The sequence below is a fragment of the Bacillus sp. PDNC022 genome, from assembly GCF_016919285.1.
GTDB lineage: Bacteria > Bacillota > Bacilli > Bacillales > Bacillaceae > Bacillus > Bacillus safensis.
In genome coordinates, this window is sequence record NZ_CP070345.1 from 3,042,022 (window position 1) to 3,055,715 (window position 13,694).

Below are 13,694 nucleotides of genomic sequence, written 5' to 3' on the forward strand. Positions count from 1 at the left end.
AACGATTAGAGCACATCATGACGGAGAGCAACGAAGCTTCCGAAAAACTAGTCGCAATGGTCCAGCAGGTTGCCGCACATTCAGAGGAACTACAAGCGACAAGTGAACAAATTCTACAAAATACGAAAACCACTGTCGAAAATTCCTCTAAAATCAATCAAGTGTCTAATCTCATTAAAGGTATCTCTGATCAAACGAACTTACTTGGACTTAACGCATCAATAGAAGCTGCAAGAGTGGGAGAAGCAGGCGCAGGCTTTGGAGTGGTCGCAACAGAAGTGAGAAAGCTGTCAACTCACGCGAAACAGGCGACGACTGATATTGAAACAGCCTTAAAAGATGTGCAGGGATCGATCAAAGGAATGGAAGAAGAAATTGCCCAAATTGTCGCTTCCTCGGAGCATCAGGCAGAGCTAGTAGGCACTTTTACAAAAATTATTGAAGGCCTTCACGAAACAAACGAAACGATGAAATCATTGGCAAACGACTTAGTGAACTATCAAGTAAAATAAAGAATGACAAAACCTCCAGCTGAATCGGAGGTTTTTTTGTTATTTCAAGGTGAGAAACTTGTTAGGATCATGACCGTTTTATCGCTGACAGGCAGGATACACTTCTGTATGATAGAAAAAGAGACTAGTTTTTATTCATAAGGAGGAAGATCATCGTGACACAATCACCGAAGCTGCAGGAAATACTAGCACCCTACCGTCCATTGTTAGATAAAACTGAAAAACCAATGATTCAATTGCAGATGAAACAAGCAAAAACAGGACCATACGACAGCAAAATAGCTGGTGATCCTTACTTCCCCAAAAACGAAGAATATCCAGTTGACGGCGAAGGACATCCGATGAAACTTTTGGCACAAATTAATTTCGGCCAGCTGCCGAAGCTGAAAGATTATCCAGAAACAGGACTTTTGCAAGTCTTTATTTCTATGCATGATGATCTTTATGGGATGAATATTAACCATAAAACAGAGCAAATAGATTTCCGGATCAAATTTATTGAAGAACCTTTCTTAGCAGAAGAAAAGTTATTGACCGATTTTTCTTTTGTGAAAATTCCAGACGATTTTTATTTTCCCGTTACGAAGGAAGGCGCAATTACAGGTGAATTAGCAAGCGAAACGATCAGTGTAGGAGATTTCCGCTTTGAAAAAGTCACAGGAAAGCATAGCTGGGACCTTTTCGAAGAAGCAGTTGGTATTGATGGTGATGAAGCAGATACCTTGCTAGATGAATTCTATGAAACAGCGAGTGGCTTTGGTCACAAATTGGGCGGGTATCCAGGGTTTACACAAGAAGACCCGCGTACTTATGAAGATCAAGAACATACCGTTCTGTTATTGCAAATTGACTCAGATGATGAAGTAGATATGTTGTGGGGAGATTGTGGAATCGCCAACTTTTTTATCAAACCAGAAGACCTCAAACGAAAAAATTTCGAGAACGTCGTCTATAATTGGGATTGCTCCTGATTTTGTAAAAAACACACTTTAAACACTCTTTATAGAGTGTTTTTGTGTATGTTTTTAGACTTTTTTGCCCCTATTTCGTCATTTTTGAGAGGTAATATGTCATTCTTTCTAGTTGACCGGATCAAAAAAAAATGTAAAATCATCTTAAAGTCCTCTTTTTTGAAAATAATAATAACATGACATATGAATCAACGATAAAATGCTCGAAAAAGCGGAATGTACTGGGGGGTATCAATTGATTATTTCGAAAGTAATTAATAATAATGTTGTCAGTGCGTATGATGACGAGCAGCACGAGCTGGTCATTATGGGCAGAGGAATCGCTTTTCAAAAGAAAAGCGGAGACCCAATTGACGAAGAACGTATCGAAAAAGTATTTTCAATTCAAAATAAAGATATATCAGAAAAATTCAAAACCCTGCTTTATGATATTCCAATCGAGTATATGCAAGTGTGTGAGGCGATTATTGAGCATGCGAGAACAACCCTTAACAAAAATTTAAATGACAGCATCTATGTGACGCTGACGGATCATATCACCTTTGCTATTGAACGTCATCAAAAAGGAATGGACATCAAAAATGCCTTGCTCTGGGAAATCAAACGGCTGTATAAAGATGAGTTTATATGCGGTTTAGAAGCCATTCGGATCATTGAGGACAAGCTGAGCATCCATCTTCCTGAGGATGAAGCCGGCTTTATTGCCATGCATATTGTCAATGCAGAGCTCAATGAGGAAATGCCAAACGTTATTCAAATCACCAAGCTCATTCAAGACATTTTAAACATTGTTAAGTATCACTTTCAAATTGATTTGGACGAGGAATCATTAAATTATTTCCGTTTTGTGACGCATTTGAAGTTTTTTGGTCAGCGTCTGTTTAACGAAACACAAATGGAAAATCAAAATGAGTTTCTGTATGAAGTGGTAAAAGAGAAAAACACCGCCGCTTTTCAGTGCGCAGAAAAAATTAACGATTATGTTCAAAAAGAATACAACCGAAGTCTCATAGAAGATGAAATGCTATATTTAACTTTGCATATAGACAGAGTAATAAAAAGAAAATAAATTTAAAAAGAAAGCGTTGACATCACAAAATTAACATGATAATTTATAACTATAAACTAAATAATCCACAATCTTTTAGGATTGTTACTGGTCAAGCAGGCAAAACCTAAATCATTGTCCCTATCTTTGATAAGGCATGATTTAGGTTTTTTTATATCTAAAGTCTTATAAAAATTAAATAACGATCAATCGCTATGAAGGATTGTTACTGGTTAAGCAGGCAAAACCTAAATATCGATTAATGTCTGAATTGCTATTTCTCGGACATTAATGGATGTTTAGGTTTTTTCTATATCAAGATTAAATCAACGATTGGAGGGTAATACAATGAACCACAAACAAACAGCAAAAGAAGTGCTAGAACTTGTTGGCGGTGAAAAGAATGTTAAGCAAGTTACGCATTGTATGACAAGACTTCGCTTCAACTTATACGATGAAAGCAAGGCGGATAAAGAGAAGCTGCAATCAACAGACGGCGTCATGGGCGTGAATCAAAGCGGAGGTCAATATCATGTCATTATTGGCAATGATGTCTCAAATGTCTATCAAGCGATGATTGCTGACTCAGGTCTATCAGCTGATGTAAAGTCAAGCGATACAGAAGAAGCGTCAAAGCAAAATGTGATATCAAAGCTTTTCGATTTTATCTCTGGTGTCTTCACACCGATTCTTCCGGCTATCGCTGGAGCCGGTATGATCAAAGGGATTTTGGCACTGATGCTCACGTTCCAGTGGATATCAGATAAAAGCAGCACGTATGCCATTTTAACAGCTATCGGAGACGGAGCCTTTTACTTCTTACCGATTCTACTAGCTGTAAGCGTAGCCAAAAAAATTGGCACAAATCAGTATATCGCGGCTGCCATTGCAGCAGCAGCACTGCACCCGCAGCTAACCGCTTTACTGGGCGCAGGAAATACAGAATTTCTAGGCTTGCCAGTGGTTGCCGTTGTGTACTCTTCATCGGTGATTCCAATTCTGCTCACCATCTGGCTCGGCTCATATGTTGAAAGATTCGCAGAAAAATATAGTCCGAAATCATTAAAGATCATCCTTGTTCCAACGGTTACACTTCTTGTTGTTGTACCAATTATGCTCATCGCGGTTGGACCGCTTGGTGGGATTATCGGAAATGGCCTTTCAGGTGGAATTGATTTATTGTTTAAACATGCAGGTCTTTTGGCCGGACTCTTGATCGGCGGATTTATGTCACCATTGATCATTACGGGCATGCACTATGCACTGCTTCCAATCATGATCAACAACATTACGTTAAACGGTTTTGACTACATTCTTCCAATGATGTTTGTAGCGAATATGGCACAAGCAGGCGCAGCATTCGGTGTCTTCTTAAGATCAAAAAACAAAACGTTCAAATCATTGGCGATGTCTACAAGTATCACAGCCTTAATGGGAATTACTGAACCTGCTATGTATGGTGTGAACATGCGATTGAAAAAACCGTTCCTTGCAGCCCTCATTGGTGCAGCAGCAGGCGGCGTGTTCATGTCAATCTTTAAAGTAAAATCCTATGTGATATCTGGATCAGCAGGCCTCCCAGGTCTTCCAACATTCATTGGACCAACATTTGTCTACTCAATCATCGGTTTAGTGATCGGATTTGTTGTAGCGACGATCATGACACTTGTTCTAGGATTCAAAGATGTACCAGTGAAAGATGATACAAAAGCAGACAAACCAGAAGAAAAGAAAGACACAGCAGCACTTCAAAATGAAGTGGTACAAAGCCCGCTTGAAGGTCAATTAAAACCGCTCAATCAAGTAAATGATGCAACATTCTCTAATGAAATCATGGGTAAAGGTGCAGCCATTGTACCAGCAGTTGGGCGTGTTGTAGCACCGTTCAACGGCAAGGTTGAAACCATTTTCCACACAAAACATGCTATTGGCTTAAAGAGTGAACAAGGTACAGAACTTCTCATCCATGTCGGGATTGACACGGTAAAACTTGACGGAAAGTATTTCACAAGTCATGTGCAGTCAGGTGATCTTATTCAAGCAGGAGATTTGCTCATTGAATTTGATGTCGAGGGCATTCAGCAAGAAGGCTATGATGTCACCACACCTGTTATTGTGACCAACACAAACGATTTTGCACAAGTTGATGCGAAAATAGATGGAGCGATTACAGTGAAAGAGACACTGCTTACAGTCAGTGTAGAAGAAAAAGAGGAGGGTATTCAACATGAACAAGTTAGAAAAAACATTTCCTAAAGGTTTCTTATGGGGCGGCGCTGTTGCGGGCAACCAAATTGAAGGTGCATATAATAAAGATGGAAAAGGCTTATCGACAGCTGATGTATCACCAAATGGTATTATGCACCCATTCGATGAATCAATGAAAGACCTTAACTTATATCATGATGCAATCGATTTCTACCATCGCTATAAAGAAGATATTGCACTCTTTGCAGAAATGGGATTCAAGTGCTTCAGACTATCCATTTCTTGGCCGCGTATTTTCCCAAATGGTGACGATGCGGAACCGAATGAAGCAGGCCTCGCTTTTTATGAAAAAGTATTTGATGAACTGCATAAGCATGGAATTGAGCCAGTTGTCACTATCTCTCACTATGAAATGCCGCTTGCACTTGTGAAAAACTACGGTGGTTGGAGAAACCGTAAGCTTGTCGATCTTTATGAAACATACGCGAAAACATTGTTCACTCGCTTTAAAGACAAAGTGAAATATTGGATGACCTTTAATGAAATCAACGTTGTATTACATGCGCCTTTCACTGGAGGCGGACTTGTATTTGAAGAGGGTGATGACGAGAAAAGTATTCAATATCAAGCAGCGCATCACCAATTTGTTGCAAGTGCTTTAGCTGTCAAAGCAGGACATGAAATCATTCCTGATGCAAAAATCGGCTGTATGATTGCAGCGATGACAACTTATCCGTACAGCTCAAGACCAGAAGATATGTTTGCTGCAATTGAGCAAGACCGTAAAACATTGTTCTTCTCAGATGTACAGGCAAGAGGCTATTACCCAGGTTACATGAAACGTTATTTCCTTGAAAATGACATCAACATTGAGTTCCAAGACGGGGACGAAGACATTTTAAGAAACCATACAGTGGACTATATTGGCTTCAGTTATTATATGAGCTTTGTGACAAGTACAGATCCAGAGGTTCTTGGACAAGTGACTGGTGGTAACTTATTTGAAGGTGTGAAAAACCCTTATCTAGAAGCAAGTGATTGGGGCTGGCAAATTGATCCGAAAGGACTTCGTACAACACTGAATCAGCTGTATGACCGCTACCAAAAGCCATTGTTTATCGTAGAAAATGGATTGGGTGCTGTCGATCAAGTAGAAGAAGACGGATCCATTCAAGACGATTATCGAATTGATTACCTCAGAAGCCATTTGCTAGAGGCGAGAGAAGCCATCGCAGACGGAGTAGACCTGATCGGTTATACAAGCTGGGGCCCAATTGACCTTGTCAGCGCATCAACGGCTGAAATGAAAAAACGCTACGGCTTCATTTATGTTGACCGTGATAATGAAGGAAACGGTACATTAGATAGAAAGAAAAAGAAAAGCTTCGATTGGTATAAACAAGTGATTGCGACAAATGGTGAACATTTGGATGCATAAAAATAAAAAGACAAACCGCTCATACTGCGGTTTGTCTTTTTTTCGTCTTTGAGGGACTAAGAAGACCATACTTGATCTGCAATCTCAATCACATGACGAAGCTTTTCCCATTGCTGCTCTTCTGTTAACAGGTTGCCTTCCTCTGTTGAGGCGAATCCGCATTGTGGGCTCAAACAGATTTGGTTAATGTTCACATATTGAGCCGCTTCCTCAATGCGTTTTTTAATCTGTTCAACTGGCTCAAGCTCTCCGTATTTTGAAGTGACAAGGCCTAGTACGATTTGAAGGTTTGGGTTCTTCACATATCGAAGGGGCTCAAATCCGCCAGAACGATCGTCGTCAAACTCTAAAAAGAGACCATCAAGATCTAAGCCGGCAAAAATTGTTTCTGCCGCTGCTTCGTAACCACCTTCAGCTGCCCATGTCGATTTAAAGTTACCTCGGCAAATGTGCATCGTGATCACCAAATCCTCTGGGCGGTCGGCAACAGCTTCATTGATTGTCTTCGCAAACGATTCACGAAGTTCATCTTCTTCACGGCCAAAGGCTTTGATTTGTTCGTGGCCTTTTTCAGAAAAGAACACTGCCCATGCTGTATCGTCCAGCTGCAAGTAGCGGCAGCCTGCATCATAAAAAGCACGGATGGCTTTCTTATATGCCTGTGCCACATCATGGTGGAATTCCTCTAAGCTGTCATACACCCCTTCTTCAAGCTTTCCACGGAAAAAGAGCATATTTGGACTTGGAATCGTCATTTTAGCCGTATGATCACCAGCGATGCTGTGCAGGAAACGATAATCCTCCAGCATTGGATGATCTGTAAAATCGATCTTGCCTGTTACCTTGATCCCTCTAGCTTTTGTCGTCGTGTTATGAAATTGAATGCCTTGATCTGCTTCAAATCCTTCAACCCCATCGAGTCCTTCAAGAAAGTCAAAATGCCACCATGCACGTCTGAATTCACCATCTGTGACAACCTCTAACCCAATTTCTTTTTGCTTCTCTACAATACGTGTAATTTCTTCGTTTTCAATTTGTCGAAGCTGCTCTGCTGTCAGCGTACCGTCTGCTTTTTGCTTGCGTGCTTCCTTGATGCGCTCTGAACGAAGTAAACTTCCTACTTGATCTGCGCGGAATGGCGGTTTCGTTGTTTTCTTTCCAATGGTTTGTACTTGTGTCATGCTGAATCCCTTCTTTCTTTAGGTTAAAAAATCAAATAAAAAAGCTCTTCCTTGGATAAGGAAGAGCATCATATACTGTGAGAACTCTGCCTTATCTTCAAACAAGCATATGCTTGCTTAAGGAATTAGCACCATTCTGTTCCTAGGAACAGCGGTTGCCGGGTTTCACAGGGCCAGTCCCTCCACCACTCTTAATAAGGTTACCTTTTGATTCAATTTTCTTAATAAACATAATTATTCAACCTTTTCGAGAAAAAGTCAATGATTTTTACAATTTAATTTCCTACATGAACAAATCAGCAACAAGAACACCAGCTAGTCCGACAAGTGAAAGCACGGTGACCATCAATGTCCACGTTTTAAAGGTTTGAGCCATTGATAGGTTAAAGTATTCTTTATAAATCCAGAAACCCGCATCATTCACATGTGAGAATGTAATACTTCCGGCACCTGTTGCGATCACCATTAATTCAGGGCTGACACCTGTCAGGCCAATCAGTGGTGCAGAAATACCGGCCGCCGTGAGACCGGCGACAGTGGCTGATCCTAAAGAGACACGAAGGACAGCAGCAATAAGCCAAGTCAGAAGCAGGGGAGAAAGTGTGCTTCCTTGCATGATCCCTGCAATGTATTGATCGACGCCGCTATCAATGAGCACCTGTTTAAAGGCGCCTCCTCCTGCAATAATTAATAGAATCATAGCAATAGAGCCGATAGAATCCGTGATGGACTTCATCACATCCTGCATGCTCTTTCCTCTTCCAAGCCCAAACGTGTAGATCGCAAGCAGCACTGAAATTAATAGTGCAATCGCCGGTTCGCCTAAAAACTCAGCGGTTGGCAGCAATGGGGAGGATGGGAAGAAAATTTCTAGAAATGCTCTGAATGTCATAAGCAATACAGGCAAAACAGCGGTGAAAATGCTAATGCCGAAGCTAGGCATTTCTTCTTCTGTGAATTCCTTTGGATTAAATAAGTTCTTTGGGATATGTGCGTGCAACTGATCTTTTTTAAATAGTTTCGTAAACAGAAGTCCGCCTACTAAAACAGCAGGAATCGCTAAAATAATCCCAACCAATAAGGTTTGCCCCATGTTTGCTTGAAAGACATTCGCAATGGCAGTCGGTCCTGGGTGAGGAGGGAGGAAGCCATGTGTGGTGATGAGTGCAGCGACGAGCGGCATACCCACATAAAGCACAGGAAGTCTTGCAGCTTGAGCGATCGTAAAGACCAATGGAATTAAGATAATGAATCCGGTTTCATAAAATAGAGCAATTCCAATCACAAATCCAGTCAGCATCGTCGCCCATTGGATTTTTCCGATGCCAAATCGGTCAATGAGTGTCATCGCAATACGCTGAGCACCGCCAGAATCAGCCATCAATTTACCAAGCATCGCTCCAAAACCGAGAACGAGAGCCAGGTGTCCGAGCGTACTGCCAAGTCCTTTTTCGACGGAAGCAATCGCTTCTAGTGGTGTCATCCCTTCTAACACAGCAACAATTAAAGAGACAATAATCAAAGAAATGAAAGCGTTTAACTTAAAGACAACCATGAGTAACAGCAATAACAAAACGCCAAGCCCAATAAACACTAACGACATGATCTTTCCTCCTTTGTGGTGCATAAGGGGGCGCAAACACCCCCTATGCCTTATCCTTCAAGTATGTCTACAGCTTCTTTTAACGTATCTTTTGACCCAACATTTCCCGGGAAAATCACATAAGACATGAAAGGGAATTTACTTTCTTCTCCTGTTTGCCAAACGGGGATTCCGGGTTTGATTTGACCTGCCACGGTCGCACGTTTCACGCTAAGTCCTCTTGTCCCAATATCGCTGGAGGTAATTCCACCTTTGGCAATAAGATACTTAGGACGAATGGTGAGACGCTGGACAATACTTGTCACAGCATCACTAATCTGTACAGAGAGTTTTAGTTCTTCCTCTTGGCGATCATCCCCAAGATCAAGCCGTTCTCTTCTTGTATAAACAGCCACAGATTGACCAGCTGCCAACAGTGTTTCAGTTTGCTGAATGACGCGGTCAATTTCTTCGCGAAAGGCATCAGGCTTTAACACGAGGTGGGTATTAAATTCAATAAAAGCCATCTCTTTATTTTGTTGCAGCGCTTTTAATTGTTCTGTTGTTTTTTTCACATGAGAACCGACCATAATGAGACCACCATGAGGGCTTTCTTCTTGTATCAAGTCATCTCTTGTTAATAAGGCTTGATCCTCTATACCGCCAAGTACTTTTGTGAGCGCCGCCGCACTTCTGAACATCAGCTGATGACCTGCTTGAATGGCTTCAATGAGAGCGGTGACAAAGACTTTGACATCGTCATAGTCCACCGCGTTTACAACCGCCTTTTTGAAATCCTTCACACCCATGAGCTGATGTTTTATTTGATCAATGCGTAAAGCCCTCAGATCAGCTAACGAAATGTAGGTAGTGTTCTCTTTTGTGAACATTCCTTCTGACTTTTCTTCAATCCATTCTCCAAGATGAGATGATTGAAAGCCGAATGTACGGTCTCTTGCAAATTCTGTGTCACCAGCAGGTATTAATTCGTGTCCTTCCTGTACGTAATGAATATTGTCGATCGTAAAGCGTCCACCTTCTTGGAAAAAAGGAAGAAGGATTTCACCATCGAACTGGCGGGAGCTTAGCTGTTCAATGGTCGTTTTGAGTACTTCAGTTTCAAGCGGAAAGTGTCCGCGAAGAGTAGAATCCCCTCGGCTGACAATGATGAAGTCCTGATTAAGCCGTTCGGCCACCTTTACAATGGTTGCTGCGATTGTTTCGTGCGCAGCGGCAGTTTCTTTTTCTGTCATACTGCGAGAATTGGTCAAAATAAAGAACATGCGGCTGTCTTCAAGAAAACCAGCTTCAATGCTTTCTTCTGACCAATCGGTGAAAACAGAGACGCCATGTACGGTTTGAATCCCTGTTGGATCATCGTCTAATACAATGACTTTATGCTGAAAGCTGCTCAGTGCTTGTTCGTATGCTGATTGAATGGCCTTTGAATCTGCTTTCGGAATGGCATTCAGTATGTCAGTGCTTTGTTTCATGACCATCTCATCCTTTCTTTACTTCGACATGAGCCATTTTTTCGTAATATTGAACGATGCCACCATGATCAAGCCCAGATTTTCCGTCCGCTTTGAGGGCGTGGAAGATTTCAAGCAGCTGACTAGAAAGTGGGAGAGGAACACCGATATCATGAGCAGTTTCCATGACATTGGTTAAATCCTTCAAGTTGATATCGATGCGTCCGCCAGGTTCAAAATTTCGTTCTAAGATGAGAGGAACCTTTGCATCGAGAACGGCGCTCCCTGCCAGTCCGCCGCGGATCGCTTCATACATTTTATCAATAGCAATGCCTGATTTAGCGGCTAGAACGAGCGCCTCTGACATGGCGGCAATATTTAAATTGACGATGATTTGATTGGCTAGCTTTGCTGTTGTCCCGCTTCCATTTGCCCCAACTAATACGACCTCAGTGCCCATCGCAAGCAGGACATCCTTCACTTGCTCAAAGATGGATTCTTCTCCGCCAGCCATGATGGCTAGTGTTCCGTCTATTGCCTTCGGTTCTCCGCCGCTGACAGGTGCATCGATAAATTCCACCTGATGCTGTTTGGAAAGAGCAGATAAAGCTCTGGAGGTTACAGGAGAAATTGAGCTCATATCTACGATGACAGTGCCAGGTGCGGCTGTCGTTAAAATGCCATGATCACCTGAAACGACTGCCTCTACATGCTCTCCTTTAGGAAGCATTGTGATGATGATATCGCTTTCAGAAGCGGCCTCAGCTGCTGAAACAGCACCTTTTGCTCCGGCTTTCTGTAACGATCGAATCGCTTCCTCATTTAGGTCAAAAACCGTTAAAGTATGATCGGCTTTTAATAGATTGAGTGCCATAGGTTTTCCCATAATACCTAGTCCAATAAATCCAATCTTCTTTGTCACGTTGTCCGCCTCCTATATAGAAAACCCTTACAAAAAGCGCTTTCTTTTCTTTATGTTAGTATATATACTATCTTTTAAATTTAATAGTAGGAAATAAACTATTGTTCATTTAATGTACATGAGGTGATAGGAACGTGTCAACGGAAAATATGAAAAAAGTCACAAAAAAAGACCGGAATCTGCTCCGGTCTTTTGCGTTCATGTTTTATTTTTAGCTACGGCTAATCGAGATCGTTTCACTTTTTCAATGGCATTTGGTCCTAGCTCTAAAACAGCGGAGACATATAGTACATCAATGATCACAAGCTGGTTGATACGGGAGATCATGGAGTCCGATCGATAGGTTGTCTCTCTGGAAGAGCTAAGCAGATGAAAGTCAGACCGCTTTGCGAGCTCAGATTTCGGATAGCTGGTGATAGAAGCAACCTTTGCCCCTTTTTCTTTTGCAAACTGTACGGCGTCAAGAATTTCTCTGCTTTCTCCTGAATGGGAGATTGCGACGATAAAATCGTGTTCCGTGGCGTGTGTTGCAATCATATTCATCATATGCGGATCACTGCATAGGCTCACTTCAAAACCAAGCTGCAGGAACTTATGATAAGCATCACCAGCAATAAAGCTGGACGCACCTGCTCCAAAAAAGACGGTTTTATGTGCCTGTTTCATGTGTTCAATGAATTGTGTGACGGCATGATCCTCTAAAATATGTTTCATATCTTGGATAGAGTTTGTTGTTAACTCTATGACCTTATGTTTAATGTCAGCTACACTATCGCTTGCCTCGATCTCGCCGTATATGGATTGAGGTGTATTGGTCGCGATATCCTGTGCGACATGGACACGAAACACTTGATACGATTCATAGCCAATTTTTCTTAGAAACCGAAAGATCGTCGTTTCACTTGTGCTGCATTCAGCAGCGAGTGCACTTATAGAATGAAGCACAACTTTCTGAGGGTTTTGTAAAATGTAATTGGCAATCTTTTTCTGGGTTGGGGACAAACTATGAAACGTCGTCCGAATGTGACTAAAAATATTCTCTTCTATGATAAACACCACACTTCATCTAGCATTCTACATTAAGCATACAGGAACTTATGAAAACGGTAAACAAACCCGATGTGGAAAAATGAAGAATAATATGGAAAAAATACTTCTTTTGGTTCTTTTGTCATGGTATACTCATTTGGTAATAGACAAAAATGGGGGTTTTTACTATGACAATGAAGAAAGGCCTAACGATCAGCCTGCTCATTTTCTCACTGATTGTTTCCTTGTTTGCGCCAGTTGGATCTGCGGATGCCAAACAAGCAAAAAAAGCAAAAGTAAGTACACACTATTATAAGAAGAAAAAAACGTTCAAATATGCACAGGTGAAAAACCTAAGCAAGGCGCATATGAAAACCATCAATCGTGATTTAAAAGAAGATATCGCCTTTTCTTATTCTACTTACTTGTACTTAAAGGACGAAGCGAAAAAAGAAGGCTTTGGGAAGATCACGTACGAGAGATCGTTTCAAACGAAATTTAACAATGGGAAGAAATTAAGTATCTTAAACTATGATTACATGAATGATGGGGGAATGCACGGAGACACGATGGTTTCCAGCATGAACTATGTGTTAACAAAGAAAAAAACAAAGCAGCTGTTCTTGACAGATGTTGTGAAAACAAAGAAAAAGCGTACGAAAGTAAGAGATTATATTTATAACTACACAAAGAAACATAAAAGCAAATTCTATGCGAACCTGAAAAAAAGTGATATTGAAATCAACTACAACACGCAGTATTACTTTACGAAAAAGGGAATTGCTGTTGTCTTCCAGCCATATGAAATTTCACCTTACTATGTAGGAATTCCTATGATTCAAGTTCCTGCGAAGGTATATAAATAATAAGAAAAACGACCACTGAATCTGGTCGTTTTTTGCTGTTTATTCAACAAAAAGAGCCCCCTCATGAGGCTCTTTTATTTGGATTTATACTTGTTTAGGTGCATCGTTTAGTGGGTGACGGCGTTTTCCGTTGTAGTGGCGGCGCATACGAAAGATTTCAAACTCCGAAAGCTCTGCGCTTTTTCTTTTTTGGGTGCGGTTATCTTTTTTGAAAGAGAATAGTAAGTAGCAGCAAAGTGAAGCGATAATCAATAAAATCATCATATGACATTCCTCCAATTCATCCTATTCTTTAAGTGTAGACAGGGTGAGTGATGTTTATAACTGAAAATAAGCAGCAGAATCGGTTTAGTTCTTATGGTTCATTCGATCTGCTATTTTAGGTCTAAAATACTGGTTGTTTTTAACTATTATATTTCCAGTTATTTCACTCGTCAAGAAGAATTTTTTCTGGGGTTGTCTCTA

General features: G+C 41.1%; 12 protein-coding genes and 1 riboswitch. Of the genes, 6 read left to right on the forward strand and 6 right to left on the reverse strand.

Features of this window, described 5'->3' with window-relative positions; genetic code table 11:
- Nucleotides 1–56: 56 nt before the first annotated feature.
- From JVX94_RS19805 to bglH, 5 genes are all read left to right on the forward strand, one after another.
- Nucleotides 57–512 carry a methyl-accepting chemotaxis protein gene (locus tag JVX94_RS19805; RefSeq protein ID WP_257218432.1) on the forward strand — a complete coding sequence of 152 codons (456 nt, stop codon included), beginning with the start codon at nucleotides 57–59 and terminating at the stop codon, nucleotides 510–512.
- Between the two features lie 155 nt (nucleotides 513–667).
- Nucleotides 668–1,483: a YwqG family protein gene (locus JVX94_RS15535; RefSeq protein ID WP_205183702.1), complete on the forward strand. Its 816-nt coding sequence runs from the start codon at nucleotides 668–670 to the stop codon at nucleotides 1,481–1,483.
- A 235-nt stretch (nucleotides 1,484–1,718) separates the two neighbouring features.
- Nucleotides 1,719–2,552, forward strand: a complete 834-nt coding sequence (licT, locus tag JVX94_RS15540) for a BglG family transcription antiterminator LicT (RefSeq protein ID WP_048237864.1) — start codon at nucleotides 1,719–1,721, stop codon at nucleotides 2,550–2,552.
- A gap of 327 nt (nucleotides 2,553–2,879) precedes the next feature.
- Complete coding sequence (locus JVX94_RS15545; protein WP_205183705.1) at nucleotides 2,880–4,787, forward strand: beta-glucoside-specific PTS transporter subunit IIABC; 1,908 nt, start codon at nucleotides 2,880–2,882, stop codon at nucleotides 4,785–4,787.
- Nucleotides 4,759–6,177 carry an aryl-phospho-beta-d-glucosidase gene (gene bglH, locus JVX94_RS15550; protein ID WP_144471707.1) on the forward strand — a complete coding sequence of 473 codons (1,419 nt, stop codon included), beginning with the start codon at nucleotides 4,759–4,761 and terminating at the stop codon, nucleotides 6,175–6,177. The genes JVX94_RS15545 and bglH overlap by 29 nt, the downstream gene beginning before the upstream one ends.
- A 56-nt stretch (nucleotides 6,178–6,233) precedes the next feature.
- On the opposite strand, the gene JVX94_RS15555 is transcribed toward bglH, so the two are convergent.
- The 5 genes from JVX94_RS15555 to JVX94_RS15575 form a co-directional block, all read right to left on the reverse strand.
- Complete coding sequence (locus tag JVX94_RS15555) at nucleotides 6,234–7,358, reverse strand: 5-methyltetrahydropteroyltriglutamate--homocysteine S-methyltransferase (RefSeq protein ID WP_205183707.1); 1,125 nt, start codon at nucleotides 7,356–7,358, stop codon at nucleotides 6,234–6,236.
- Between the two features lie 88 nt (nucleotides 7,359–7,446).
- Nucleotides 7,447–7,559: riboswitch (SAM riboswitch) on the reverse strand.
- 82 nt (nucleotides 7,560–7,641) lie between these two features.
- Nucleotides 7,642–8,961, reverse strand: coding sequence for a gluconate:H+ symporter (locus JVX94_RS15560; protein WP_024423918.1), 1,320 nt, complete (start codon nucleotides 8,959–8,961; stop codon nucleotides 7,642–7,644).
- A gap of 50 nt (nucleotides 8,962–9,011) precedes the next feature.
- Nucleotides 9,012–10,433: a four-carbon acid sugar kinase family protein gene (locus tag JVX94_RS15565; protein WP_197197544.1), complete on the reverse strand. Its 1,422-nt coding sequence runs from the start codon at nucleotides 10,431–10,433 to the stop codon at nucleotides 9,012–9,014.
- 7 nt (nucleotides 10,434–10,440) lie between these two features.
- A complete protein-coding gene (gene garR, locus JVX94_RS15570) occupies nucleotides 10,441–11,334 on the reverse strand; it encodes a 2-hydroxy-3-oxopropionate reductase (RefSeq protein ID WP_205183710.1) in 894 nt (297 codons plus the stop codon).
- Nucleotides 11,335–11,532: 198 nt separating this feature from the next.
- The gene (locus tag JVX94_RS15575) at nucleotides 11,533–12,390 is read right to left on the reverse strand and encodes a MurR/RpiR family transcriptional regulator (protein ID WP_205183712.1); all 858 of its coding nucleotides are present in this window, start codon (nucleotides 12,388–12,390) and stop codon (nucleotides 11,533–11,535) included.
- 161 nt (nucleotides 12,391–12,551) lie between these two features.
- Between JVX94_RS15575 and JVX94_RS15580 the strand changes: the two genes are divergently transcribed.
- The gene (locus tag JVX94_RS15580) at nucleotides 12,552–13,229 is read left to right on the forward strand and encodes a DUF3298 and DUF4163 domain-containing protein (protein WP_205183715.1); all 678 of its coding nucleotides are present in this window, start codon (nucleotides 12,552–12,554) and stop codon (nucleotides 13,227–13,229) included.
- A gap of 84 nt (nucleotides 13,230–13,313) precedes the next feature.
- Here JVX94_RS15580 and JVX94_RS15585 read toward each other — a convergent pair whose 3' ends face one another.
- Nucleotides 13,314–13,493 carry a hypothetical protein gene (locus tag JVX94_RS15585; RefSeq protein ID WP_008345664.1) on the reverse strand — a complete coding sequence of 60 codons (180 nt, stop codon included), beginning with the start codon at nucleotides 13,491–13,493 and terminating at the stop codon, nucleotides 13,314–13,316.
- Between the last annotated feature and the right edge of the window lie 201 nt (nucleotides 13,494–13,694).

Excerpts from the sequence above, each read along its gene's own strand:
- JVX94_RS15560 (WP_024423918.1), bottom strand. The coding sequence starts at position 8,961 with ATGTCGTTAGTGTTTATTGGGCTTGGCGTTTTGTTATTGCTGTTACTC.
- JVX94_RS15580 (WP_205183715.1), top strand. The coding sequence starts at position 12,552 with ATGACAATGAAGAAAGGCCTAACGATCAGCCTGCTCATTTTCTCACTG.
- JVX94_RS15555 (WP_205183707.1), bottom strand. The coding sequence starts at position 7,358 with ATGACACAAGTACAAACCATTGGAAAGAAAACAACGAAACCGCCATTC.
- JVX94_RS19805 (WP_257218432.1), top strand. The coding sequence starts at position 57 with ATGGTCCAGCAGGTTGCCGCACATTCAGAGGAACTACAAGCGACAAGT.
- JVX94_RS15545 (WP_205183705.1), top strand. The coding sequence starts at position 2,880 with ATGAACCACAAACAAACAGCAAAAGAAGTGCTAGAACTTGTTGGCGGT.
- JVX94_RS15585 (WP_008345664.1), bottom strand. The coding sequence starts at position 13,493 with ATGATGATTTTATTGATTATCGCTTCACTTTGCTGCTACTTACTATTC.
- JVX94_RS15565 (WP_197197544.1), bottom strand. The coding sequence starts at position 10,433 with ATGAAACAAAGCACTGACATACTGAATGCCATTCCGAAAGCAGATTCA.
- bglH (WP_144471707.1), top strand. The coding sequence starts at position 4,759 with ATGAACAAGTTAGAAAAAACATTTCCTAAAGGTTTCTTATGGGGCGGC.